General features: G+C 70.7%; 17 protein-coding genes. 8 read left to right on the top strand and 9 right to left on the bottom strand.

Going from position 1 to position 21,857, the window contains the following annotated elements:
* Positions 1-181 precede the first annotated feature (181 nt).
* From ACIBNA_RS36835 to ACIBNA_RS36805, 7 genes are all read right to left on the bottom strand, one after another.
* A complete protein-coding gene (locus tag ACIBNA_RS36835; RefSeq protein ID WP_399169563.1) occupies positions 182-1,183 on the bottom strand; it encodes an oligopeptide/dipeptide ABC transporter ATP-binding protein in 1,002 nt (333 codons plus the stop codon).
* Complete coding sequence (locus ACIBNA_RS36830; protein ID WP_399169562.1) at positions 1,180-2,205, bottom strand: ABC transporter ATP-binding protein; 1,026 nt, start codon at positions 2,203-2,205, stop codon at positions 1,180-1,182. The genes ACIBNA_RS36835 and ACIBNA_RS36830 overlap by 4 nt, the downstream gene beginning before the upstream one ends.
* The gene (locus ACIBNA_RS36825) at positions 2,202-3,113 is read right to left on the bottom strand and encodes an ABC transporter permease (RefSeq protein ID WP_399169561.1); all 912 of its coding nucleotides are present in this window, start codon (positions 3,111-3,113) and stop codon (positions 2,202-2,204) included. The genes ACIBNA_RS36830 and ACIBNA_RS36825 overlap by 4 nt, the downstream gene beginning before the upstream one ends.
* On the bottom strand, positions 3,110-4,156 hold the full coding sequence (locus ACIBNA_RS36820) for an ABC transporter permease (protein WP_399169560.1): 1,047 nt from the start codon (positions 4,154-4,156) through the stop codon (positions 3,110-3,112). The genes ACIBNA_RS36825 and ACIBNA_RS36820 overlap by 4 nt, the downstream gene beginning before the upstream one ends.
* A 19-nt stretch (positions 4,157-4,175) precedes the next feature.
* Complete coding sequence (locus ACIBNA_RS36815) at positions 4,176-6,029, bottom strand: ABC transporter substrate-binding protein (protein WP_399169559.1); 1,854 nt, start codon at positions 6,027-6,029, stop codon at positions 4,176-4,178.
* A gap of 298 nt (positions 6,030-6,327) precedes the next feature.
* Complete coding sequence (locus ACIBNA_RS36810) at positions 6,328-10,227, bottom strand: SCO5717 family growth-regulating ATPase (RefSeq protein ID WP_399169557.1); 3,900 nt, start codon at positions 10,225-10,227, stop codon at positions 6,328-6,330.
* Positions 10,228-10,621: 394 nt separating this feature from the next.
* Positions 10,622-10,924, bottom strand: a complete 303-nt coding sequence (locus ACIBNA_RS36805) for a DUF397 domain-containing protein (protein WP_274820183.1) — start codon at positions 10,922-10,924, stop codon at positions 10,622-10,624.
* Positions 10,925-11,235: 311 nt separating this feature from the next.
* Between ACIBNA_RS36805 and rpsO the strand changes: the two genes are divergently transcribed.
* The 5 genes from rpsO to ACIBNA_RS36780 all read left to right on the top strand — a co-directional run bounded on the left by rpsO (position 11,236) and on the right by ACIBNA_RS36780 (position 16,666).
* Positions 11,236-11,523: a 30S ribosomal protein S15 gene (gene rpsO, locus ACIBNA_RS36800; protein ID WP_010042739.1), complete on the top strand. Its 288-nt coding sequence runs from the start codon at positions 11,236-11,238 to the stop codon at positions 11,521-11,523.
* Positions 11,524-11,823: 300 nt separating this feature from the next.
* Positions 11,824-14,040 (top strand): polyribonucleotide nucleotidyltransferase, encoded by a 2,217-nt coding sequence (locus ACIBNA_RS36795; RefSeq protein WP_399169556.1) that lies wholly within the window; start codon positions 11,824-11,826, stop codon positions 14,038-14,040.
* Positions 14,037-15,416 carry a M16 family metallopeptidase gene (locus tag ACIBNA_RS36790; protein WP_399169555.1) on the top strand — a complete coding sequence of 460 codons (1,380 nt, stop codon included), beginning with the start codon at positions 14,037-14,039 and terminating at the stop codon, positions 15,414-15,416. Before ACIBNA_RS36795 ends, ACIBNA_RS36790 begins: the two co-directional genes overlap by 4 nt.
* Before the next feature lie 28 nt (positions 15,417-15,444).
* Positions 15,445-16,197 (top strand): 4-hydroxy-tetrahydrodipicolinate reductase, encoded by a 753-nt coding sequence (gene dapB / locus ACIBNA_RS36785; protein ID WP_274820191.1) that lies wholly within the window; start codon positions 15,445-15,447, stop codon positions 16,195-16,197.
* A 13-nt stretch (positions 16,198-16,210) separates the two neighbouring features.
* Positions 16,211-16,666 (top strand): hypothetical protein, encoded by a 456-nt coding sequence (locus ACIBNA_RS36780; RefSeq protein ID WP_274820193.1) that lies wholly within the window; start codon positions 16,211-16,213, stop codon positions 16,664-16,666.
* Positions 16,667-16,749: 83 nt separating this feature from the next.
* On the opposite strand, the gene ACIBNA_RS36775 is transcribed toward ACIBNA_RS36780, so the two are convergent.
* Positions 16,750-17,304 (bottom strand): hypothetical protein, encoded by a 555-nt coding sequence (locus ACIBNA_RS36775; protein ID WP_399169554.1) that lies wholly within the window; start codon positions 17,302-17,304, stop codon positions 16,750-16,752.
* Between the two features lie 112 nt (positions 17,305-17,416).
* Positions 17,417-17,656 carry a hypothetical protein gene (locus ACIBNA_RS36770; RefSeq protein WP_399169553.1) on the bottom strand — a complete coding sequence of 80 codons (240 nt, stop codon included), beginning with the start codon at positions 17,654-17,656 and terminating at the stop codon, positions 17,417-17,419.
* Between the two features lie 172 nt (positions 17,657-17,828).
* Here ACIBNA_RS36770 and thyX point away from each other — a divergent pair, with 172 nt between their 5' ends.
* From thyX to ACIBNA_RS36755, 3 genes are all read left to right on the top strand, one after another.
* Complete coding sequence (gene thyX, locus ACIBNA_RS36765; protein WP_274820198.1) at positions 17,829-18,569, top strand: FAD-dependent thymidylate synthase; 741 nt, start codon at positions 17,829-17,831, stop codon at positions 18,567-18,569.
* Between the two features lie 211 nt (positions 18,570-18,780).
* Positions 18,781-19,680: a 4-hydroxy-tetrahydrodipicolinate synthase gene (gene dapA / locus ACIBNA_RS36760; protein WP_274820200.1), complete on the top strand. Its 900-nt coding sequence runs from the start codon at positions 18,781-18,783 to the stop codon at positions 19,678-19,680.
* Positions 19,681-19,836: 156 nt separating this feature from the next.
* Positions 19,837-21,522: a ribonuclease J gene (locus ACIBNA_RS36755; protein ID WP_274820202.1), complete on the top strand. Its 1,686-nt coding sequence runs from the start codon at positions 19,837-19,839 to the stop codon at positions 21,520-21,522.
* Positions 21,523-21,857 lie beyond the last annotated feature (335 nt).

Raw genomic sequence — 21,857 nt, 5'->3', positions numbered from 1 at the left:
GCTTCGCTCGCGCGGGCGGTGCCCCCATCGCATCGCCGCCCTCCTCCGCCTTGGCAGCCGCACGCACCAGGCCCCGCTCACCGGCGCTGGCGAGATGCCGTCGATTCCCTGCGACCTGATCCAAACGACAGGCCCTGGCCGGGTTGCACAGGGAGCCGGGACCTCCCGCCCGGCCTCGCCTTCAGCGCGTCGCCCAGTGGCATGCCACCTGGGCCGTGCCGCTGCCGTCGAGGATCTCCGGATCCTCGCTGCGGCACGCGTCCGAGACGCCCGCCCGTTCCGCCTCGCCGCTCGCGAGGACCTGGCAGCGGGCGTGGAAGCGGCAGCCGGACGGCACACGCGACGGGTCCGGGGGCTCGCCGGTCAGGACCACCGGGTCGCCGGGCGCCTCCGGGAGCACCGACAGCAGGGCCTGGGTGTACGGGTGACGGGGCGCGGTCAGGACCTGCTCCACCGCGCCCGTCTCCACGATCCGGCCCAGGTACATCACGGCGACCCGGTCGGCGATGTTCCAGGCCAGCCCCAGGTCGTGCGTGACGACCAGCGCGGACAGGCCCAGCTCGGTGCGCAGCCGCAGCAGCAGGGCGAGGATCTCACCGCGCACGGAGGCGTCGAGGGACGCCACCGGCTCGTCGGCGACGAGGAGTTCGGGTTCCAGGGCGAGCGCGCCCGCGATGACGACCCGCTGACGCTGCCCGCCCGACAGCTCGTGCGGGTAGCGCAGGAAGAAGCGCTCCGGGGGGCGCAGACCTGCGCGGGACAGGGCCTCGGCGACCGCTGTCCGTTCGTCGCCGCCGTAGCCGTGGATGCGCAGGCCCTCGGCGACCGCGTCGTACACCGTGTGCCGCGGGTTGAGCGAGCCGCTCGGGTCCTGGAGGACCAGCTGGACGCGCTTGCGGTACGCCTTGAGGGACCGGCCGGAGTGCTCCAGCGGGCGGCCGTCGAAGGTGACCCGGCCCGAGGTCGGCTCGACCAGGCCCAGCAGACAGCGGGCCAGGGTCGTCTTGCCGCAGCCGGACTCGCCGACCAGCGCGACGATCTCGCCGGGCCGGATGTCGAGGTCGACCCCGTCCACCGCGCGGGCCCGGGGGCCGCCGTGCCGGCCGGGGAAGGTGACGTGCAGGTCCTGGGCGCTCAGCAGCGGTGCCGTGGTGACCTCGGGTGCCGTGGGGGACATGCTCATGGCGTGCTGGGCCTCGCTTCCTCCAGGGCTTCCGGATCCGGCGCCTGACGGGCCTCACGGGGCTCCTTTGCCGGCGGCCCGACCAGGACGCACGCCGCCCGGCGCTCCGGCCCCGCCTCGCGCAGCACCGGGTCCTCCTCGGGGCAGGACTCCAGCGCCACCGGGCAGCGCGGATGGAACGTACAGCCGGACGGCAGCGCCGCCGGGTCGGGCGGGTCACCGGCCAGCCCCTGCGGTGCGAACCGGGAGGCCGGGTCGCCGATGCGCGGGAACGCGGCCGACAAGGCCCTGGCATACGGGTGCCGGGCGTCCTCGTACACCTGCTGGGCCGGGCCCTCCTCGACCACCCGCCCCGCGTACATCACCGCGAGCCGGTCACAGGTGTCGGCGAGGACCGCCAGGTCGTGGCTGATCATGATCAGGCCCAGGTCCTGGTCCGCGACGAGCTGTTCGATGAGCCGGAGGATCTGCGCCTGGATCATCACGTCGAGCGCGGTGGTCGGCTCGTCGGCGATGACCAGCCGCGGATCGCAGGCCAGCGCCATGGCGATCATGACGCGCTGGCGCTGCCCGCCGGACAGCTCGTGCGGATAGGCCTCCGCGCGGGCCGCCGGCAGGCCGACGTGCTCCAGCAGCTCCCCGGTCTTCTTCTTCGCCCCGGCCGGGGTCGCCTTCCGGTGCAGCAGGATCGGCTCGGCGATCTGGTCGCCGATGCGGTGCACGGCGTTCAGGGAGTGCATCGCTCCTTGGAACACCACCGAGGCCCCGGCCCAGCGGACCGCCCGCACCCGGCCCCACTTCATCGTCAGCACGTCCTCGCCGTCGAGCAGGACCTCACCCGTGATGCGGGTCCCGGCGGGCAGCAGCCGCAGCAGGGCCAGCGCCAGCGTGGACTTGCCGCAGCCGGACTCCCCGGCGAGGCCCAGCTTCTGGCCGGCGTCCAGGCGCAGGTCCACCCCGCGCACGGCCGCGGCCCCGCCCGCGTACGTCACCGTCAGGTCCCTGACGTCGAGCAGAGTCACCGCGACACCCCCAGCCTGGGGTTGAGGACGGACTCCACGGCCCGCCCGCAGAGCGTGAACGCCAGCGCCACCACGGCGATGGCGATGCCCGGCGGCACCAGGTACCACCAGTCCCCGGCACTGACCGCGCCCGCCTCCCGCGCGTCCTGGAGCAGCCCGCCCCACGACACGACCGTCGGGTCACCGAGGCCGAGGAAGGCCAGCGTCGCCTCGGCGAGGATGGCGCTGGAGATGATCAGGGTCGTCTGGGCGAGCACCAGCGGCATGACGTTGGGCAGCACGTGCCGGGACATGATGTGCCAGTGCCCGCCGCCGAGCGCCTTCGCCCGCTCGATGTACGGCCGCGTCTGCACGGCGAGGGTCTGCGCGCGCACCAGCCGGGCCGTGGTCGGCCAGGTGGTGACGCCGATGGCGACCACGGTCGTGGTCAGCGAGCGGGACATCACGGTGGCCAGGGCGATCGCCAGCACCAGCGTCGGCATGACCAGGAACCAGTCGGTGATCCGCATCATCACCGTCGCGTACCAGCCCTTGAAGTGGCCCGCCGTGACCCCGATCAGGGTGCCGATCGCCACCGACAGCACGGCCGCGAGCAGCCCGACCAGCAGCGACACCCGAGAACCCCAGATCACCAGGCCCAGGAGGTCACGGCCGAACTGGTCGGTGCCGAGCGGGAACTCGGCGCTCGGCCTCTGCATGGGACGCCCCGGCGCGTCGGTCACACTGCTCACGTCGGAGCCGACGAACAGTGGCGCGAACAGCGCCAGCAGCGCGCACAGGGCGAGCGCGGTCAAGCCGTACAGCCCCGCCCGTTCGGCGCGGTACTGCCGCCAGAAGCGGGCGACGGAGGCCCGGCGCCGCTGCCGGGCGAGGGCGCGCGGGCCCGGGCCCGTCTCGGTCGTCGTCATCGGGCCACCCGGGGGTCAAGCAGCGGATAGACCAGGTCGGCGAGGGTGTTCATCACGATCACCGCGGCGGCGAACACGAAGAACAGCCCCTGCACCAGCGGCAGGTCGGGCACGCTCAGCGCCTGGTAGAACAGCCCGCCGAGGCCCGGCCAGGAGAACACCGTCTCCACCAGGATCACGCCCGCCACCGTCCGGCCGAGGTTGATGAAGATCAGCGTCACGGTCGGCAGCAGCGCGTTCGGCACGGCGTGCCGGCGCCGCACCAGGTCGTCGCGCAGCCCCTTGGCCCGTGCGGTCGTCAGATAGTCGCTGCCCATCTCGTCCAGCAGCGCCGACCGCGTGACCAGCAGCGTCTGCCCGTACTCCACGGCCACCAGCGTCACCACCGGCAGCACCAGATGGTGCGCCACGTCGAGGACGTAGGCGAAGCCCTCCTCGCCGCCCGACTCCATGCCGCCGGTCGGGAACATGCCCGGGAGCGGGCCGATGCCCACCGACAGCACGATGATCAGCAGCAGCCCGAGCCAGAAGGACGGGATGGAGTACAGCGTCAGCGCCAGGCCCGTGTTGATCCGGTCGCCGAGCCCGCCGCGCCGCCACGCCGAGCGGGTGCCGAGGAAGATGCCCAGCGCGGTGTAGAGGACGAAGGCGGTGCCGGTGAGCAGCAGGGTGTTCGGCAGCGCCTCGGTGATCTTGTCGACGACAGGAGCACGGAACTGGTACGACGTCCCGAAGTCGCCGGTGAGCGCCTTGCCGCAGTAGTCCGTGAACTGCCGCCACAGCGGCAGGTCGAGCCCGAACTCCCTGCGATAGGCGGCCAGCTGCTCGGCCGAGACCTGACGGCCGCCCGTCATCGTCTTCACCGGGTCGCCGGGGATCAGCCGGAAGAGGAAGAAGCTGGTGACGAGCACGGCCAGCAGCGATACGGCCGCGCCCGCCACCTTGCCCGCGAGGTACCGCGGGTACGCGGAGCCCTTGCGTGCCCGGGGCCCGGCCGCCGGCTTCCGCTCCTCGACCAGAGCGGGTGTCGCGTCAGCGGTCATGGGTATCCGCTCGCCCGCTCTACTCGCGGTCATCGGCGGTGGAGCGCCGCCGCATCGCCGCGAAGACGCCGAGCCCGGCGAGGACCACGACACCCCCGACGATCCCGAGCACGACCCCCGTCGACGACGCGCTGTCCGACGAGCCACTCGACTGCGCCGGGACCGCCGACCACCAGCTCCAGTAGCCGTCCTGGCCGTAGATGTTCCCCGCCTTCGCCGGCATGGTCGTGATGGACTTGATCTGGTCCGTCCGGTAGGCCTCGACCGCGTTCGGATACGCCATGACGTTCATGTACCCGAGGTCGTACAGCCGCGACTCCATCTGCTTGACGATGTCCGCCCGTTTGGCGGGGTCGTACTCGGCGAGCTGCCGGGCGTGGAGCTCGTCGTACTTCTTGTCGCAGATGAAGTTGTCGGTCGCGCCCGTGTCCTTCGGGGTCGCCGGGAGCGCCCCGCAGGTGTGGATGGACAGCACGAAGTCCGGGTCCGGGTTGACCGACCAGCCGTCGAAGGCCAGGTCGTACTTGCCGGCCAGCCAGGGGTCGGTCACGTTGTCCAGGCAGTTGAGCTGGACACCGAAGCCGAGCTTGCCCCACCACTCCTGGAGGTACTTGCCGACCGCCTTGTCGTTGGGGTCGGTGGCGTGGCACAGGATCCGGTAGCTGATGGGCTTGCCGTCCTTGCCGACGCGCTTGCCGTCGCCGTTCTTCCTGTAACCCGCCTGGTCGAGGATCCGGGCCGCCTCGGCCGGGTCGTACGTCAGCTTCTGGCTGGCGGACGGCTTCCAGAAGTACTGCGAGAAGCGCGGCGGGATGTAGCCCTCGCCCTCGACGGCGTGCCCCTGGAACACCTTGTCGATGATGGCCTTGCGGTCGACGGCCTTGAACAGCGCGTTCCGCACCCGCTGGTCCAGCAGGGACGGATGGCCGTCGCCGAACTTCTCACCGTTCTTCGCCTTCGCGCCCGGGTTGGTGGCGAGGGCGTAGAAACGGCGGCCGGGGGCGTCGTTGACCTCGATGTTCTCCGCGCCCTTCAGGGACGCCGCCTGAGCGGGCGTCAGGGACGGCGAACCGGCGACGAACGACACCTCGCCCTTGCGCAGCGCCGACACCGCCGCGTCCTGGTCCTTGTAGTAGCGGAAGACCAGCTCGTCGAACTTCGGCGCCCCGCGCCAGAAGCTCTTGTTGGCCTTGAGCCGGACGTAGCTGTCCGCCTTGTACCCGGTCAGCACGAACGGTCCGTTGCCCACCACCGGGAAGCTCTTGTCGTTGTTGAACTCGGAGAAGTCCGAGACCTTCTCCCACACGTGCTTCGGCACGATCGGCACATCGAGCGCGGTCATCGTGGCCTGCGGCTTCTTCAGCTCGATGACCAGCTTGGTCGGGCTGGACGCCGTCACCTTCCGGAAGTTGCCGACGTAGCTGCCGTTCGCCGTGGCCGCGCCGGAGTCGGTCATCATCTTGTTGAACGTCCACGCCGCGTCCTCGGCGGTGGCCTGCTTGCCGTCCGACCACTTGGAGTTGGAGCGGATCGTGTACGTCCAGGTCAGCTTGTCCGGCGACGGCTCCCACTTGGTGGCCAGGCCCGGGATGGCGTGGTTGTCCTTGGGGTCGTAGTTCGTCAGGTACTCGTACATGAGCCGGTGAATGCTCGTACTGAGCAGCCGGACCGCCAGGAACGGGCTGAGCGAGTCCACGCTCTGCGCCACCGCGACGGTCAGCACCTTCTTGCCGTCGTCGGCCGCCCGGGCCTGCCGGGGCGCCGGGTCGAGCGGGGTCGCGAGACCGGCTGTGAGGGTGAGCGCGGCCGCTCCGGCCACGGCGACGAGCCTGAGGCCGCGCGGGAGGCTGCGTGTCTGATCTTTCGTGCCCATGTCGGACCTCGCGTCATCGCTCGGACGGGAAGGACGGGTTGATCAGGTGTCAGATGGATGATGAGTGTGTCTATCAGCGGCCATCTCTACGCGTCAACGGCACATTCACCCCATGTGGCCTGCGGAAATAACGAATTGGCGAGCTTTTCGTGCCCATTGGTCGAGACCACTGACGCCCTCCTGGCCAGGGCCTGGCAACGGATTTCACCCCGGAACGCGCCGCGGCCCGCGCCGAGCGGGAACGGCGCGGGCCACGAAGGGGATCGGCCCCTCGAAAGGGGCCGATCGGGTGAGGCGATTACTGCGACGGAGGCGGAGGCGGCGGGGTCTGCCCGTCGGGCTGCGCCGGGTAACCCGGCTGACCGGGCTGCGGGTAGCCGTAACCGGGCTGACCGGGCTGCGGGTAACCGTAGCCCGGCTGCGGGGGCGCCGGGGGCTGGCCGGGCTGGGGGTACGGCTGACCGGGCTGCGCGGCCGGCTGTCCCGGCTGACCGGGCTGCGGGTAGGGCGGCTGGCCCGCGGCCTGCGGGTACGGCTGCTGTCCTGGCTGGGCAGGGGGCTGGCCCGGCTGGGGGTACGGCTGGCCGGGCTGGGCGTACGGCTGCCCGGGCTGCGGTTGCGGCTGTCCGGGCTGCGGCTGCTGAGGGTAGGGGCCCGGCTGCCCGGGGACCTGCTGGCCCGGAACCGGCTGCCCGGGGCCCGGCTGCTGTCCGGGATACGGAGGCTGGGGCTGGCCCGGTACGGGCTGGCCGGGCAGCGGCGGGGCGGCCACCGGCGGCGGGTTGCCGTCGGAGGTCCACAGTCCGTGCGCCTGCTGATGGCGGGTGAAGTCCTCGGCGACCATCGCCGCGAGGTTGAAGTACGCCTCCCGCACCTTCGGCCGCATCATGTCGAGGTCGACCTCGGCACCGGCGGCGAGATGCTCGTCGAACGGCACGACGATGACGCCCCGGCAGCGCGTTTCGAAGTGCGACACGATGTCGTCGACCTTGATCATCTTGCCGGTCTCGCGCACACCGGAGATGACGGTGATGGACCGGGCGACGAGATCGGCGTACCCGTGCGCCGACAGCCAGTCCAGCGTCGTACTCGCGCTGCTCGCACCGTCCACCGACGGCGTCGAGATGATGATGAGCTGGTCGGCGAGGTCCAGCACACCGCGCATGGCGCTGTAGAGCAGACCGGTACCGGAGTCGGTGAGGATGACCGGGTACTGCTTGCCCAGTACGTCGATCGCGCGCCGGTAGTCCTCGTCGTTGAAGGTCGTCGACACGGCAGGGTCGACGTCGTTGGCGATGATCTCCAGCCCGGAGGGCGCCTGGGACGTGAACCGCCGGATGTCCATGTACGAGTTGAGGTGCGGGATCGCCTGGACGAGGTCACGGATGGTGGCCCCGGTCTCGCGCCGCACGCGGCGCCCGAGGGTTCCCGCGTCCGGGTTGGCGTCGATCGCGAGGATCTTGTCCTGCCGCTCGGTGGCGAGCGTGGAGCCGAGCGCGGTGGTCGTGGTCGTCTTGCCGACACCGCCCTTGAGGCTGATCACGGCGATCCGGTAGCAGGAGAGCACGGGCGTGCGGATCAGCTCCAGCTTCCGCTGCCGCTCGGCCTCCTCCTTCTTCCCACCGATCTTGAACCGACCGCCGCCGGCCACCGGGCGGCTGCTCTTCGCCTTCTGCTTCTTGCTGTTGAGCAGCCGGTCGGACGACAACTCCACGGCAGCGGTGTAACCGAGCGGCGCGGCCCCTGGGTTGGTCGGCTGCCGCTGGTCGTGCTGCATGGGCTGCGGCCAGGCGGCCCCGGTCCGCGGGTCAACGGGCTGCGGAGGCTGCCCCTGTCCGTCGGGCTGCGGCTGGGCCTGGGCCTGCGGGGGCACGCCGGGGTGGGGCTGCTGGGCGGCCGGGGCGCCGGGGTGGGGGAATCCGTAGCCGCTCTGGGGGTTGGGTGCGGCCGGGGCGGGCGCGCCGGGGTGCGGGAAGCCGTAGCCGTCCTGCGCGTTGGGCGCGGGGGCGGGCGGGGTGTTGGGCTGTTGCGGCAGGGGTTGTTGTGCGGCCGGGGCCTGGGCGGGGGCGCCGGGGTGCGGGAAGCCGTAGCCGCCTTGCGCGTTGGGTGCGGCGGCTGACGGGGTGTCGGGCCCGGGCTGCGGGAATCCGTAACCGCCCTGCGTGTTCGGGGCAGAAGCGGGCGGGGTGCTGGGCTGCTGGGCCGGCGGCTGCTGGGCGGCCGGGGCCGGGGCGCCGGGGTGGGGGAAGCTGTAGCCGCCCTGGGCATCGGGTGCGGCCGGGGCCGGAGCTCCCGGGTGCGGGAAGCCGTAGGCGCCGGGCTGCGGTACGGGCTGGGCGGGCGGCTGGTTCGGCGGCGTCGGCGGGTTCCAGGCGGCGGGCGCGGGCTGCGGCGCCTGCGGCTGGAACGGCGGCTGCTGAGCCGGCGCCGACGGCTGGGGCGGCACCGGCGGCTGACCCTGCGTGGCCGACGGCTGCGGCTGCGCGGGTGCGTTCGGGTCCGTGGGCTGTGCCTGCGGCTGGGGCTGCTGCTGCGGCTGCGCGGGCCACTGGCTGGCCGGCGCCGGGGCGGCCGGCTGATACGACGGCGGCAGCGGCGGCATGGCCTGCGGGGCCGGGGGAGTCCAGGCGGGCTGGGCGTCGGACGCGCCCGGCACGGCGGCGTCCTGCGGAACGCTGTCCTCGGGAGCGGCGTCGGCAGGCACGGCGTCGGCAGGCTCGGAGCCCACGGGCTGGGCGTCGGCGGGAGGGGCGTCGGCCGGCTCGGGGGCAGCCGGGACCGCGTCCGCAGGCACTGCAGGCACGGCATCGGCCGGGCCCTCATCGGCAGTCACCGCATCCGCGGCCACCGCATCCGCCGGGATCGCGTCCGAGGGCACCGCATCTGCCGGGTCCTCATCCGACGGCACCGCATCCGCAGGCACGGAGTCCTCAGGCTCGGCATCCTGCGGCACGGCCTCGTCCGTCTCCGCCTGCGGAGCCGCGTCCTCGGGAGCTTCATCCTCCGGCGCGGTCACCGAGGGGTCCACGCCCCCGCTGTCGGCATCGTCGGAAGCAGGGCCGTCCGCACCGGACACGTCAGCCGCATCCACGGCCACCGCCGTGTCGGAGGAGACGTCCTCGTCCTCGTCGGCGCCGGTGTCGGCGTCGACGGGAGCCCCCTCGACGTCACCGCCGGACTCCTTGCCCGGCTCGGCCCCGACACTCGGACCGGAAGCGACCGCGCTGTCCTCGTACCTGCTCTCGTCCTGGTCCTCGTCGGGTGCCTCCAGCCGCGCCTCGGCCTCGGCGGCACGCTCCGCGATCTCCCGCTTCAGGGCGACGGCGGAGAACCGCATCGTGTCACCGCTCTCCAGATCACCGTTCCCCGGCTCCGCGTCATCGGAAGCCGGAGTGGCCGGAGCCTGGGGCGTGGCCGAAGCAGCCGGAGGCTCCGCCGGAGCGGCCGGCGCCCACTGCGCCTGATACCCACCGACGGGGATGTTCGGCACAGCCGTAGGCGAGGCCGGATCCGCCGCAGGCGCCTCGCTCCGCTCCTGCGGCTGCGACCTCGATGACTGCGCTCCCTGCGACTGCGACCCCTGCGGCTCGAACCCCACCGGAAGCCTGGGCACGGCAGCCGGCCCTCCGGCAGACGGTCCCCCGGCAGCAGGCGCGGGCGGCGTGAACGGCGTACCCGGCCCGGGCGCGGGAGGCGCGGGAGGTGTGAACGGAGCGCCCGGAGCAGGCGGCGGCGCGGGCGGCGTGAAAGGCGCCCCCGGAGCCGGAGAAGGAGCCGGTGCCGGAGAGGAGCCGGAAGCGTGCCCCTGCCCCTGCCTCGGAATGGACGACGCCCCACCGGAAGGATTGGCATGCGGCGGCGGAGTGAGCCCCGGCAGCGGCGGAACCGGCCCACTCGGCGCCCCGGAACCCTGGGCCCCTGAACCCTGCGCCCCTGAACCCCCCTGCGGACGGGAACCCCCGGGCGCCCCGGAGGCATCGGAGTCCTTGGAGGCACCCGCCCCCTGCCCCGAGCTCGAACTCCCCGAGGCGTTCTGCGTGTACCAGGCCGGCGGCGCGTAGTCGATGGTGAACTCGCCCGTCATCTCTGCCGCGGACTCCGCGTCGGGCTGGTCATCGCCGGGTGTCGCCCAGCCCCCGCGGTTCCCGTCCCGATCGCTGCTCACAGTGTTCCTCCTGGTGTGGTCGAGCACCCTCATGCCGTGCTGGGGCGACCCTTGCTTGTCGTCCGACGTCGTGCGAAGTCGTTCTGAGGCGTAACAGGGGTCGTCCGAGGTCGTCCGAATCCAGGCTCCCCCGCTCTCCCCCTGGGACGCCCACGCCTACTCACGGGTTCTGACGTCGCGCCCTGTCCCAGCCTAATCACCACAAGCCCCACCTCGGCAGGCCCGTCCACCCCCGAGCACCTGTCCGCCGCGTCACAACCCGCCCAGAAGCTGCCCGGAAGTGACGTACACAGCACACGCTTTGGTGAACAAACAGGGCGATTAGCGTGAAGAACCGCGAACCACCTTGCCGCGAAGGTGCCTTGAAACGACGAGGGGCGGCCGATCGCCGGCCGCCCCTCGGCGCGCTCCGCGGAAACCACCGCGACTACTGCCCGGCCTCCGCCTGCAGCCCCCCGTTGTGCGGCCCCGGCTCCAGATCGAACTCCCCGTCCCGCGCTCCCAGCACGAACGCCCGCCACTCCGCCTCGGTGTAGCGCAGCACCGTGTCCGGGTCGAGCGAGGACCGCATCGCCACCGCCCCCTCGGGCAGGTACGCGATCTCGACCCGCTCCTCGTGCTCCTCGGTGCCCGGCGCGCAGTGCCACTCGACACCGGAGATGTCGAGCGCGTAGAGCTCGTCCCGCTCCCGCTCCTTGCGTGCCTTGATCTCCTCAGCCGTCTCCGCCATGCCGTAGCGACCCCTTCCCGACGTACCGGTTCCGAACGTCCGGATCCCGACGTACGAACGACGACGTACGAACGATCCGAACCTGCTCACCCTAGTGGCCCCGCCCGCCCCGTCCGGCAGGTTCGGGGACCAGCGCAAAGACGCCCCCGACCGCCTGGTACCCTGGTCGACGGCCGTTTGTGTACGCACCCCCGGAGCTCCCCGCCCTGGAGGCCGCGCCCAGCGGATCCCCGCCTTCCGAGTCACGGAAGCTCCCCCGAGAAGCAGACCGGGGGCACTCGGTGGCCAGTCACAGACTATGAGGAGTACGCGTGTCGCTCGACGCCGCTACGAAGAAGCAGATCATGTCCGAGTTCGGTACCAAGGAGGGCGACACCGGCTCCCCCGAGGTCCAGGTCGCTCTGCTGTCGCGTCGGATCTCCGACCTGACCGAGCACCTCAAGACCCACAAGCACGACCACCACTCCCGTCGTGGTCTGCTGATCCTGGTCGGTCAGCGCCGCCGGCTGCTGCAGTACCTCGCCAAGAAGGACATCCAGCGCTTCCGTGCGCTGGTCGACCGCCTCGGCATCCGCCGCGGTGCGGCGGGCGCCAAGTAAGACGCCGTGAAGGGAGCGGTTCCCGGCAGAAAGGGGACCGCTCCCTTTGCTGTACGTGCGGAGTGTCACTGCAGCTTTGTAGTGTGGTAGCACAACGCAATACGGACGACACCGCACGACAAGAAGAGGGGAAGCGCGCCTAGCCGCCGCCGGTCCTCGGTAGTGGCCCCCGGGGGAAGCGAGCCCCGGGTGCTTCGATCGAAGACCGGCCCGCACCGCACGGAGCGCTTCTCCGCCACCGTCCCCCTGCCACACGGGCAGCGTGGGACGAAAGACGACAAAGTAACGGAGAAAACGCTAGTGGAGAACGAGACCCACTACGCCGAGGCCGTCATCGACAACGGTCCCTTCGGCACCCGCACCATCCGCTTCGAGACGGGCCGCCTGGCCAAGCAGGCCGCCGGCTCCGCCGTGGCGTACCTGGACGACGACACCATGGTGCTGTCGGCCACCACCGCCTCCAAGAACCCCAAGGACCAGCTCGACTTCTTCCCGCTCACGGTGGACGTCGAGGAGCGGATGTACGCCGCCGGCAAGATCCCCGGCAGCTTCTTCCGCCGTGAGGGCCGGCCCTCCGAGGACGCGATCCTCACCTGCCGCCTGATCGACCGCCCGCTGCGCCCGTCCTTCAAGAAGGGCCTGCGCAACGAGATCCAGGTCGTCGCCACGATCATGGCGCTCAACCCCGACCACCTGTACGACGTCGTCGCGATCAACGCCGCGTCCGCGTCCACGCAGCTGGCCGGTCTGCCCTTCTCCGGCCCGATCGGCGGCGTCCGCGTCGCGCTGATCCGCGGTCAGTGGGTGGCCTTCCCGACGCACACCGAGCTCGAGGACGCCGTCTTCGACATGGTCGTCGCGGGCCGCGTCCTGGAGGACGGCGACGTCGCGATCATGATGGTCGAGGCCGAGGCCACCGAGAAGACCATCAAGCTGGTCGAGGGCGGCGCCGAGGCGCCGACCGAGGAGGTCGTCGCGGCCGGTCTGGACGCCGCGAAGCCCTTCATCAAGGTGCTCTGCAAGGCCCAGTCGGATCTCGCCTCCAAGGCCGCCAAGCCGACCGGCGAGTTCCCGATCTTCCTGGACTACCAGGACGACGTCCTGGAGGCGCTCACCGCCGCCGTCAAGCCCGAGCTCGCACAGGCGCTCACCATCGCCGGCAAGCAGGAGCGCGAGGCGGAGCTCGACCGCGTCAAGCAGCTCGCCGCCGAGAAGCTCCTGCCGGAGTTCGAGGGCCGCGAGAAGGAGATCTCCGCCGCGTACCGCTCGCTGACCAAGACCCTGGTCCGGGAGCGCGTCATCAAGGAGAAGAAGCGCATCGACGGCCGCGGTGTCACCGACATCCGCACCCTGGCCGCCGAGGTCGAGGCCATCCCGCGGGTCCACGGCTCCGCGGTGTTCGAGCGTGGCGAGACCCAGATCCTGGGTGTCACGACGCTGAACATGCTCCGCATGGAGCAGCAGCTGGACACGCTGTCGCCGGTGACCCGCAAGCGCTACATGCACAACTACAACTTCCCGCCGTACTCCACCGGCGAGACCGGCCGCGTCGGCTCCCCGAAGCGCCGCGAGATCGGCCACGGCGCCCTCGCCGAGCGCGCCCTGGTCCCGGTCCTGCCGGCGCGCGAGGAGTTCCCCTACGCGATCCGCCAGGTCTCCGAGGCGCTGAGCTCCAACGGCTCGACGTCCATGGGCTCGGTCTGCGCCTCCACCATGTCGCTGCTGAACGCCGGTGTGCCGCTGAAGGCCCCCGTCGCCGGTATCGCCATGGGCCTGATCTCCCAGGAGATCGAGGGCGAGACGCACTACGTCACCCTCACCGACATCCTCGGTGCGGAGGACGCCTTCGGTGACATGGACTTCAAGGTCGCCGGCACCAAGGAGTTCGTGACCGCCCTCCAGCTCGACACCAAGCTGGACGGCATCCCGGCCTCCGTCCTGGCCGCCGCCCTGAAGCAGGCCCGTGACGCCCGCCTCCACATCCTCGACGTGATGATGGAAGCGATCGACACCCCGGACGAGATGTCCCCGAACGCACCGCGGATCATCACCGTGAAGATCCCGGTCGACAAGATCGGCGAGGTCATCGGCCCCAAGGGCAAGATGATCAACCAGATCCAGGAGGACACGGGCGCCGAGATCACGATCGAGGACGACGGCACGATCTACATCGGTGCCGCCGACGGCCCCTCCGCCGAGGCCGCCCGCGCCACGATCAACGGCATCGCCAACCCGACGATGCCCGAGGTCGGCGAGCGCTACCTCGGTACGGTCGTGAAGACGACCACCTTCGGTGCGTTCGTCTCCCTGCTGCCCGGCAAGGACGGTCTGCTGCACATCTCGCAGATCCGCAAGCTGGCCGGCGGCAAGCGTGTGGAGAACGTCGAGGACGTTCTCGGTGTGGGCGCCAAGGTCCAGGTCGAGATCGCCGAGATCGACTCCCGCGGCAAGCTCTCCCTGATCCCGGTCATCGAGGGCGAAGACAACGATGAGACGAAGGACGACACCGACAAGTGACGTCGAGTAGCTCCCAGGCGACGGCCCGCACCTCCTCCGAGGCGCGGGCCGTCGCCCGTACCCAAACCCTGATCAAGGGCACCAACGGCATCGGCACGGTCCGCAGGACCACCCTCCCCGGCGGCCTGCGCATCGTCACCGAGACCCTGCCATCGGTCCGCTCCGCGACCTTCGGCATCTGGGCGCACGTCGGCTCCCGCGACGAGACCCCGGCCCTGAACGGCGCCACGCACTACCTGGAGCACCTGCTCTTCAAGGGGACGACCCGCAGGTCCGCCCTCGACATCTCCTCCGCGATCGACGCGGTCGGCGGCGAGATGAACGCGTTCACGGCGAAGGAGTACACGTGCTACTACGCGCGCGTGCTCGACACCGACCTGCCCCTCGCCATCGACGTCGTCAGCGACATGCTGACCGGCTCGCTCATCCTCGAAGAGGACGTCGACGTCGAGCGCGGCGCCATCCTCGAAGAGATCGCCATGACCGAGGACGACCCGGGCGACTGCGTGCACGACCTGTTCGCGCACACGATGTTCGGCGACAACCCCCTCGGCCGCCCTGTCCTCGGCACGGTCGACACGGTCAACGCCCTCACCGCCGATCGCATCCGCCGCTTCTACAAGAAGCACTACGATCCGACCCACCTCGTGGTCGCGTGCGCCGGCAACATCGACCACGCCAAGGTCGTACGGCAGGTCCGCGCCGCCTTCGAGAAGGCCGGCGCCTTCAAGGATCTCGCCGCCGAGCCCGTCTCCCCGCGCAGCGGCCGGCGCGCCCTGCGTACCGCCGGCCGGGTCGAGCTGATCGACCGCAAGACCGAGCAGGCCCATGTCGTGCTCGGCATGCCGGGCCTGTCCCGCACGGACGAGCGCCGCTGGGCCCTGGGCGTGCTGAACACCGCGCTCGGCGGCGGCATGTCGTCCCGCCTCTTCCAGGAGGTCCGCGAGAAGCGCGGCCTGGCCTACAGCGTGTACTCGTACACCTCGGGCTTCGCCGACTGCGGCCTGTTCGGCGTGTACGCCGGGTGCAGGCCGTCGCAGGTGCACGACGTGCTGAAGATCTGCCGCGACGAACTCGACCAGGTCGCCGAGCACGGCCTCTCGGACGACGAGATAGGGCGCGCGATCGGCCAGCTCCAGGGCTCCACGGTCCTCGGCCTGGAGGACACCGGCGCGCTGATGAACCGTATCGGCAAGAGCGAGCTGTGCTGGGGCGAGCAGATGTCCGTCGACGACATGCTGTCGCGGATAACCTCGGTCACCCCGGACGACGTCCGCTCGGTCGCCCGCGAGATCCTGGGACGGCGGCCCTCCCTGTCGGTCATCGGCCCGCTGAAGGACAAACAGGCGGCCCGCCTGCACGACGCCGTCGCCTGACAACCTCCTGGTTAAGGAAGCACAAGAGATGAGCAAGCTGCGCGTGGCGGTCCTCGGCGCCAAGGGCCGGATCGGCTCGGAAGCGGTACGAGCCGTCGAAGCCGCCGAGGACATGGAACTGGTCGCCGCGCTGAGCCGCGGCGACAAGCTGGAGACGCTGGCCGAGACCGGCGCCCAGGTCGCGGTCGAGCTGACCACGCCCGACTCGGTCATGGCCAACCTCGACTACTGCGTACGCCACGGCATCCACGCGGTCGTCGGCACCACCGGCTGGACCGACGAGCGCCTCGCGCAGCTGAAGGGCTGGCTGGAGCAGTCCCCGGAGACCGGCGTGCTCATCGCGCCCAACTTCTCCATCGGGGCTGTCCTGACCATGAAGTTCGCGCAGATCGCCGCCCCGTACTTCGAGTCCGTCGAGGTCGTCGAGCTGCACCACCCGAACAAGGTGGACGCCCCCTCCGGCACCGCCACGCGCACCGCCCAGCTCATCGCCGAGGCCCGCCGCAACGCCGGCTCCGCCCCGGCCCCGGACGCCACGGCCACCGCCCTGGACGGTGCCCGCGGCGCCGACGTCGACGGAGTGCCGGTCCACGCCGTCCGGCTGCGCGGCCTGCTCGCCCACCAGGAGGTCCTGCTCGGCGCCGAGGGCGAGACCCTCACGGTCCGGCACGACTCGCTCCACCACAGCAGCTTCATGCCGGGCATCCTGCTCGGCGCCCGCCGGGTGGGGAGTGTCCCGGGCCTGACCTTCGGCCTGGAACACTTCCTGGACCTGAGCTGAGCCCCTGACCGTCATGCGCGCGAAGCTCACCTACGCCCTCACGGCCGCCGTCCTGGTCGTCTATTTCCTCCTGGTCGGCAGCCGCGGCGTCCTGCTCATCGAGACCGGCACGCCCCTCACCGTCACCTTCGGCGTCGCGGTGCTGATCCTGCCGGTCATCGGCCTGTGGTTCCTGTGGAAGAACACCCAGTTCGTCCGCAGGGCCAACGCCCTCGCCGCCGAACTCGACGCCGAGGGCGGCCTGCCCGTCGACGAACTGAGGCGCACCCCCAGCGGGCGGATCGACCGGGACTCGGCCGACGAGGTCTTCGCCAAGCGCAAGGCGGAGACGGAGGCCGCCCCCGACGACTGGCGCACCTGGTTCCGCCTCGCCGTCGCCTACCACGACGCCCGCGACACCCCGCGCGCCCGCAAGGCGATGCAACGCGCGATCGCCCTGCACGACGGCAAGCAGCCCGAGACGGCCTGAACCGCACTCCGGTCATGCCGGAGGGGCCGGACCGCGAACGGTCCGGCCCCTCCGGCATGAGAATCCGGGATTCCCGAGGGACGTCAGTGCGGGCGGTACTCGTCCGCCCACGCCTCCACGGAGTCCGCCGCCCGGTCGAAGGCCTCCACCCGGCCCAGGAAGTCCGCGTTGTGCGTGGTCAGCAGCGCCGGCCCACCGTCGGGCGACTGCCCCTGCCGGACGAGCAGCAGCGCCTGCCCCTGCACCGCCCGGGGCAGCCCCAGCCAGCGCACCGGCTGCTGCACCGTGCGCACGGCGGCGACCTGCTCCCAGGACGCCGTACGTGTCGTGAGGAACCCCACGTGCCGCAGCCCGCGCGCGCTCACCCACACGCCCATGCGCAGCAGCCGCAGCGCCCCGGCGATGACGAGCAGAGCGAGCCCGAAGACCACACCGGCCGAGGCCGGTTCGGCCGTCGCCGCGATGATGACCGCCGCGAACAGCACGAACGAGGCGAGCAGCAGCGCCAGCGCCGCCGCCCCAACCCGCCAGGGTCCGGGCCGGTACGGCCGCCGCCAGCGGTCACGGTCGTCGTACGGCAGCGGAACGTCGTCCGTCGCCTCGAAAACGCGGTCGGCCGTCAGGAAGGGCAGGGGCACGGCTGGTCCTCACTCGATCCATGCGTGGGCTGTGCCCGGTGAGGCTACCGATCTGTGTCCCCGGTCACCACTGGCGGGGGGCCGGATGGAGTCACCGCCGGACTGCGGCGGTTCAGTTCTTCTGCGACGCCTGTGACTGCTGGGGCTGTGAGCCGGGGTGGTCGACCGACAGCGCGGGCGTCCCGACGATCAGGGATCCCACGAGCCCCGCCACGATGGTCAGACCCAGCAGCCAGCGCCCGGCCATCTGGCCGACGGATGGCCGCTCAGGCGGTGGGGGAGTGACATTACTGCGGAACCTGTCGGCCTCGGCGACGAAGGCGAACGGTACGGGTTCACGCCGACCGAACATCAGGGGTGCTTCTCCCTTCAGGGGTGGATCATTCTCATCCGTAGAGACGAGCGAACTCCCTCAGAGGTGCCCTGTTTCACCGACTTCATTGCGGCACGCCACCGATCGCGCGATTTTCGTCGGGCCGTAGAGTGGCGTCGCCACACGACGAGATGGGAAGGCCCTGCCAACCGTGACCGACACCCCCGCCGACGACCTCAAGCCCAGCTACCGCAGCGATGTGACCGTCGAGCTGGTCAAGCACACCGCGTCCGACGCGGACGTCCTGTTCGCCGCCCGCGTCTCGACCCTCGGCGAGCAGTCCCTGGACGAGCTGAACAAGGATCCCGAGCGCTCCAAGGGCCTGATCAACTACCTGATGCGGGACCGGCACGGCAGCCCCTTCGAGCACAACTCGATGACCTTCTTCATCAGCGCCCCGATCTTCGTCTTCCGCGAGTTCATGCGGCACCGCGTCGGCTGGTCGTACAACGAGGAAAGCGGCCGCTACCGGGAGCTCCAGCCGGTCTTCTACGTCCCCGACGAGTCCCGCAAGCTCGTCCAGGAGGGCCGCCCCGGCAAGTACGTCTTCGTCGAGGGCACCCAGGCCCAGCAGGAGCTGGTCGGCCGCGTGATGGAGGACTCCTACCGGCAGGCCTACGAGGCCTACCGGGAGATGCTCGCCGCCGGTGTCGCCCGCGAGGTCGCCCGCGCGGTCCTCCCGGTCGGCCTGTACTCCTCGATGTACGCCACCTGCAACGCCCGCTCGCTGATGCACTTCCTCGGTCTGCGCACCCAGCACGAGCTGGCCAAGGTCCCGTCCTTCCCGCAGCGCGAGATCGAGATGGTCGGCGAGAAGATGGAGGCCGAGTGGGCCAGGCTCATGCCGCTCACCTACGCCGCCTTCAACGCGAACGGACGCGTGGCGCCGTAACGCGCCCCCGTTCCCCGGTCAGGTACAGATGTACGGTTCAGTCGCACGAAGTGTCCGTATTGCAGCATTTCGAGAAGTTCATCTAGCCTGATCAAACGGGTCCGGCACTGCTTGAACCCCCGAGCAGGCAGTGCCGGGCTCCATCTTTGTCACGACTTGTCGCCTCCCCCTAGGGCAGACCCGGTCCTGAGCAACGAGTAGCGTGTAACCCATGGCTCCGACCTCGACTCCGCAGACCCCCTTCGGGCGGGTCCTCACCGCCATGGTCACGCCCTTCAAGGCGGACGGCGCACTCGACCTCGACGGCGCGCAGCGGCTCGCCACCCACCTGGTGGACGCAGGCAACGACGGCCTGGTCATCAACGGCACCACGGGCGAGTCGCCGACCACCAGCGATGCGGAGAAAGCGGATCTCGTACGGGCGGTCCTTCAGGCCGTCGGCGACCGCGCCCACGTCGTGGCCGGAGTCGGCACCAACAACACCCACCACAGCATCGAACTCGCCCGCGCGGCGGAGCGCACCGGCGCACACGGCCTGCTCCTCGTGACCCCGTACTACAACAAACCCCCGCAAGAGGGCCTCTACCGGCACTTCACGGCCGTCGCCGACGCCACCGAGCTGCCGGTCATGCTCTACGACATCCCCGGCCGCAGCGGCGTCCCGATCAACACGGAGACGCTCGTCCGCCTCGCCGAGCACCCCCGGATCGTCGCCAACAAGGACGCCAAGGGCGACCTGGGCCGGGCGAGCTGGGCCATCGCCCGCTCCGGCCTCGCCTGGTACTCGGGCGACGACATGCTGAACCTGCCCCTGCTCTCCGTCGGCGCGGTCGGCTTCGTCTCGGTCGTCGGCCACGTGGTCACCCCCGAGCTGTGCGCCCTGGTCGAGGCGTACACCTCGGGCGACGTCCAGAAGGCCACCGAGATCCACCAGAAGCTGCTCTCGGTCTACACGGGCATGTTCCGCACCCAGGGCGTGATGACGACCAAGGCGGCGCTCGCCCTGAAGGGTCTGCCCGGCGGGCCCCTGCGCGCCCCCATGGTCGAGTGCGCGCCCGAGGAGATCGAGCAACTCAAGATCGATCTTGCCGCCGGCGGGGTACAGCTCTGACACCAGACTTCGCGCGGACCCCCCGCGCACCTGCTTCACAACTGAATAAGCGGGCCACCGGTGCCCGCACCACTCCATACGACAACTGCTTCTGCACGAACGTCATGCGCGCCACGTGCCCAACCGGTACGTGGCGCGCGTGGTGAGGAGAGTCTTTTGAGTCATCCGCATCCCGAACTCAGCCCGCCCCCGCCGCTTCCCGAAGGCGGCCTGCGGGTCACCCCGCTCGGCGGTCTCGGCGAAATCGGCCGGAACATGACGGTCTTCGAGTACGGCGGTCGCCTGCTGATCGTCGACTGCGGAGTGCTCTTCCCCGAGGAGGAGCAGCCCGGAATCGACCTGATCCTGCCGGACTTCTCGTCCATCAGGGACCGCCTCGACGACATCGAGGGCATCGTCCTCACGCACGGCCACGAGGACCACATCGGTGGCGTCCCCTACCTCTTGCGCGAGAAGCCGGACATCCCGCTGATCGGCTCCAAGCTGACCCTCGCCCTCATCGAGGCCAAGCTCCAGGAGCACCGCATCCGCCCGTACACCCTCGAGGTGGCGGAAGGGCACCGCGAGCGCATCGGCCCCTTCGACTGCGAGTTCGTCGCGGTCAACCACTCCATCCCCGACGCGCTGGCCGTCGCCATCCGCACCCCCGCGGGCATGGTGGTCCACACCGGCGACTTCAAGATGGACCAGCTCCCGCTGGACAGCCGCCTCACGGACCTCCACGCATTCGCACGCCTGAGCGAGGAAGGCATCGACCTCCTGCTCTCGGACTCGACGAACGCCGAGGTCCCGGGCTTCGTCCCGCCCGAGCGGGAGATCTCCAACGTCCTGCGACAGGTCTTCGCCGGCGCCCGCAAGCGCATCATCGTCGCGAGCTTCGCCAGCCACGTCCACCGCATCCAGCAGATCCTGGACGCGGCGCACGAGTACGGGCGCCGCGTCGCCTTCGTCGGGCGCTCGATGGTCCGCAACATGGGCATCGCGCGCGACCTGGGCTACCTGAAAGTCCCCCCGGGCCTGGTCGTGGACGTCAAGACGCTCGACGACCTCCCGGACAGCGAGGTGGTCCTCGTCTGCACGGGCTCCCAGGGCGAACCCATGGCGGCGCTGTCGAGGATGGCCAACAGGGACCACCAGATCCGCATCGTCCAGGGCGACACGGTGATCCTGGCGTCGTCCCTGATCCCCGGCAACGAGAACGCGGTCTACCGCGTGATCAACGGCCTGACCCGCTGGGGCGCCAACGTGGTCCACAAGGGCAACGCCAAGGTCCACGTCTCCGGCCACGCGTCCGCGGGCGAACTGCTGTACTTCTACAACATCTGCCGCCCGAAGAACCTGATGCCGGTGCACGGCGAATGGCGCCACCTGCGCGCCAACGCCGAGCTGGGCGCCCTGACCGGCGTCCCCCACGACCGCATCGTCATCGCCGAGGACGGCGTCGCCGTCGACCTCGTCGAGGGCAAGGCCAAGATCTCGGGCAAGGTCCAGGCGGGTTACGTCTACGTCGACGGCCTCTCGGTCGGCGACGTGGGAGAGCCGGCCCTCAAGGACCGCAAGATCCTCGGCGACGAGGGCATCATCTCGGTCTTCGTGGTCATGGACTCGTCCACCGGGAAGATCACCGGCGGTCCGCACATCCAGGCCCGCGGCTCCGGCATCGAGGACTCCGCCTTCGGAGACGTGATCCCCAGGGTCACGGAGGTACTCGAGCGCTCCGCCCAGGACGGAGTGGTCGAACCCCACCAGCTCCAGCAGCTCATTCGCCGCACGCTGGGCAAGTGGGTCTCGGACACCTACCGGCGCCGGCCGATGATCCTGCCTGTGGTCGTGGAGGTCTGACGGTCCGTCGGGTCTGAGCAGGCGCCAACTGGGAGCGGGGCTCCTCGATTTGCATCGAGGAGCCCCGCTCCAGTAGGTTTACAACTCCTTCCGAAGGGGCACCCGGCCAACTCCAGCGCCGGGAACCATGCTCCGGTGAGGGAGGGAAATCCGACTCAGAAACCTCTGATAAAGTCGGAACCGCCGGAAAGGGAAACGCGGAAGCGGGAACCTGGAAAGCACCGAGGAAATCGGATCGAGAAGATCTGATAGAGTCGGAAACGCAAGACCGAAGGGAAGCGCCCGGAGGAAAGCCCGAGAGGGTGAGTACAAAGGAAGCGACCGTTCCTTGAGAA

This window comes from Streptomyces sp. NPDC050164, assembly GCF_044459945.1.
Classification (GTDB): domain Bacteria; phylum Actinomycetota; class Actinomycetes; order Streptomycetales; family Streptomycetaceae; genus Streptomyces; species Streptomyces coeruleorubidus_A.
The sequence above is the reverse complement of the archived record's forward strand: the minus strand, read 5'-3'. Positions and strand labels throughout refer to the sequence as shown.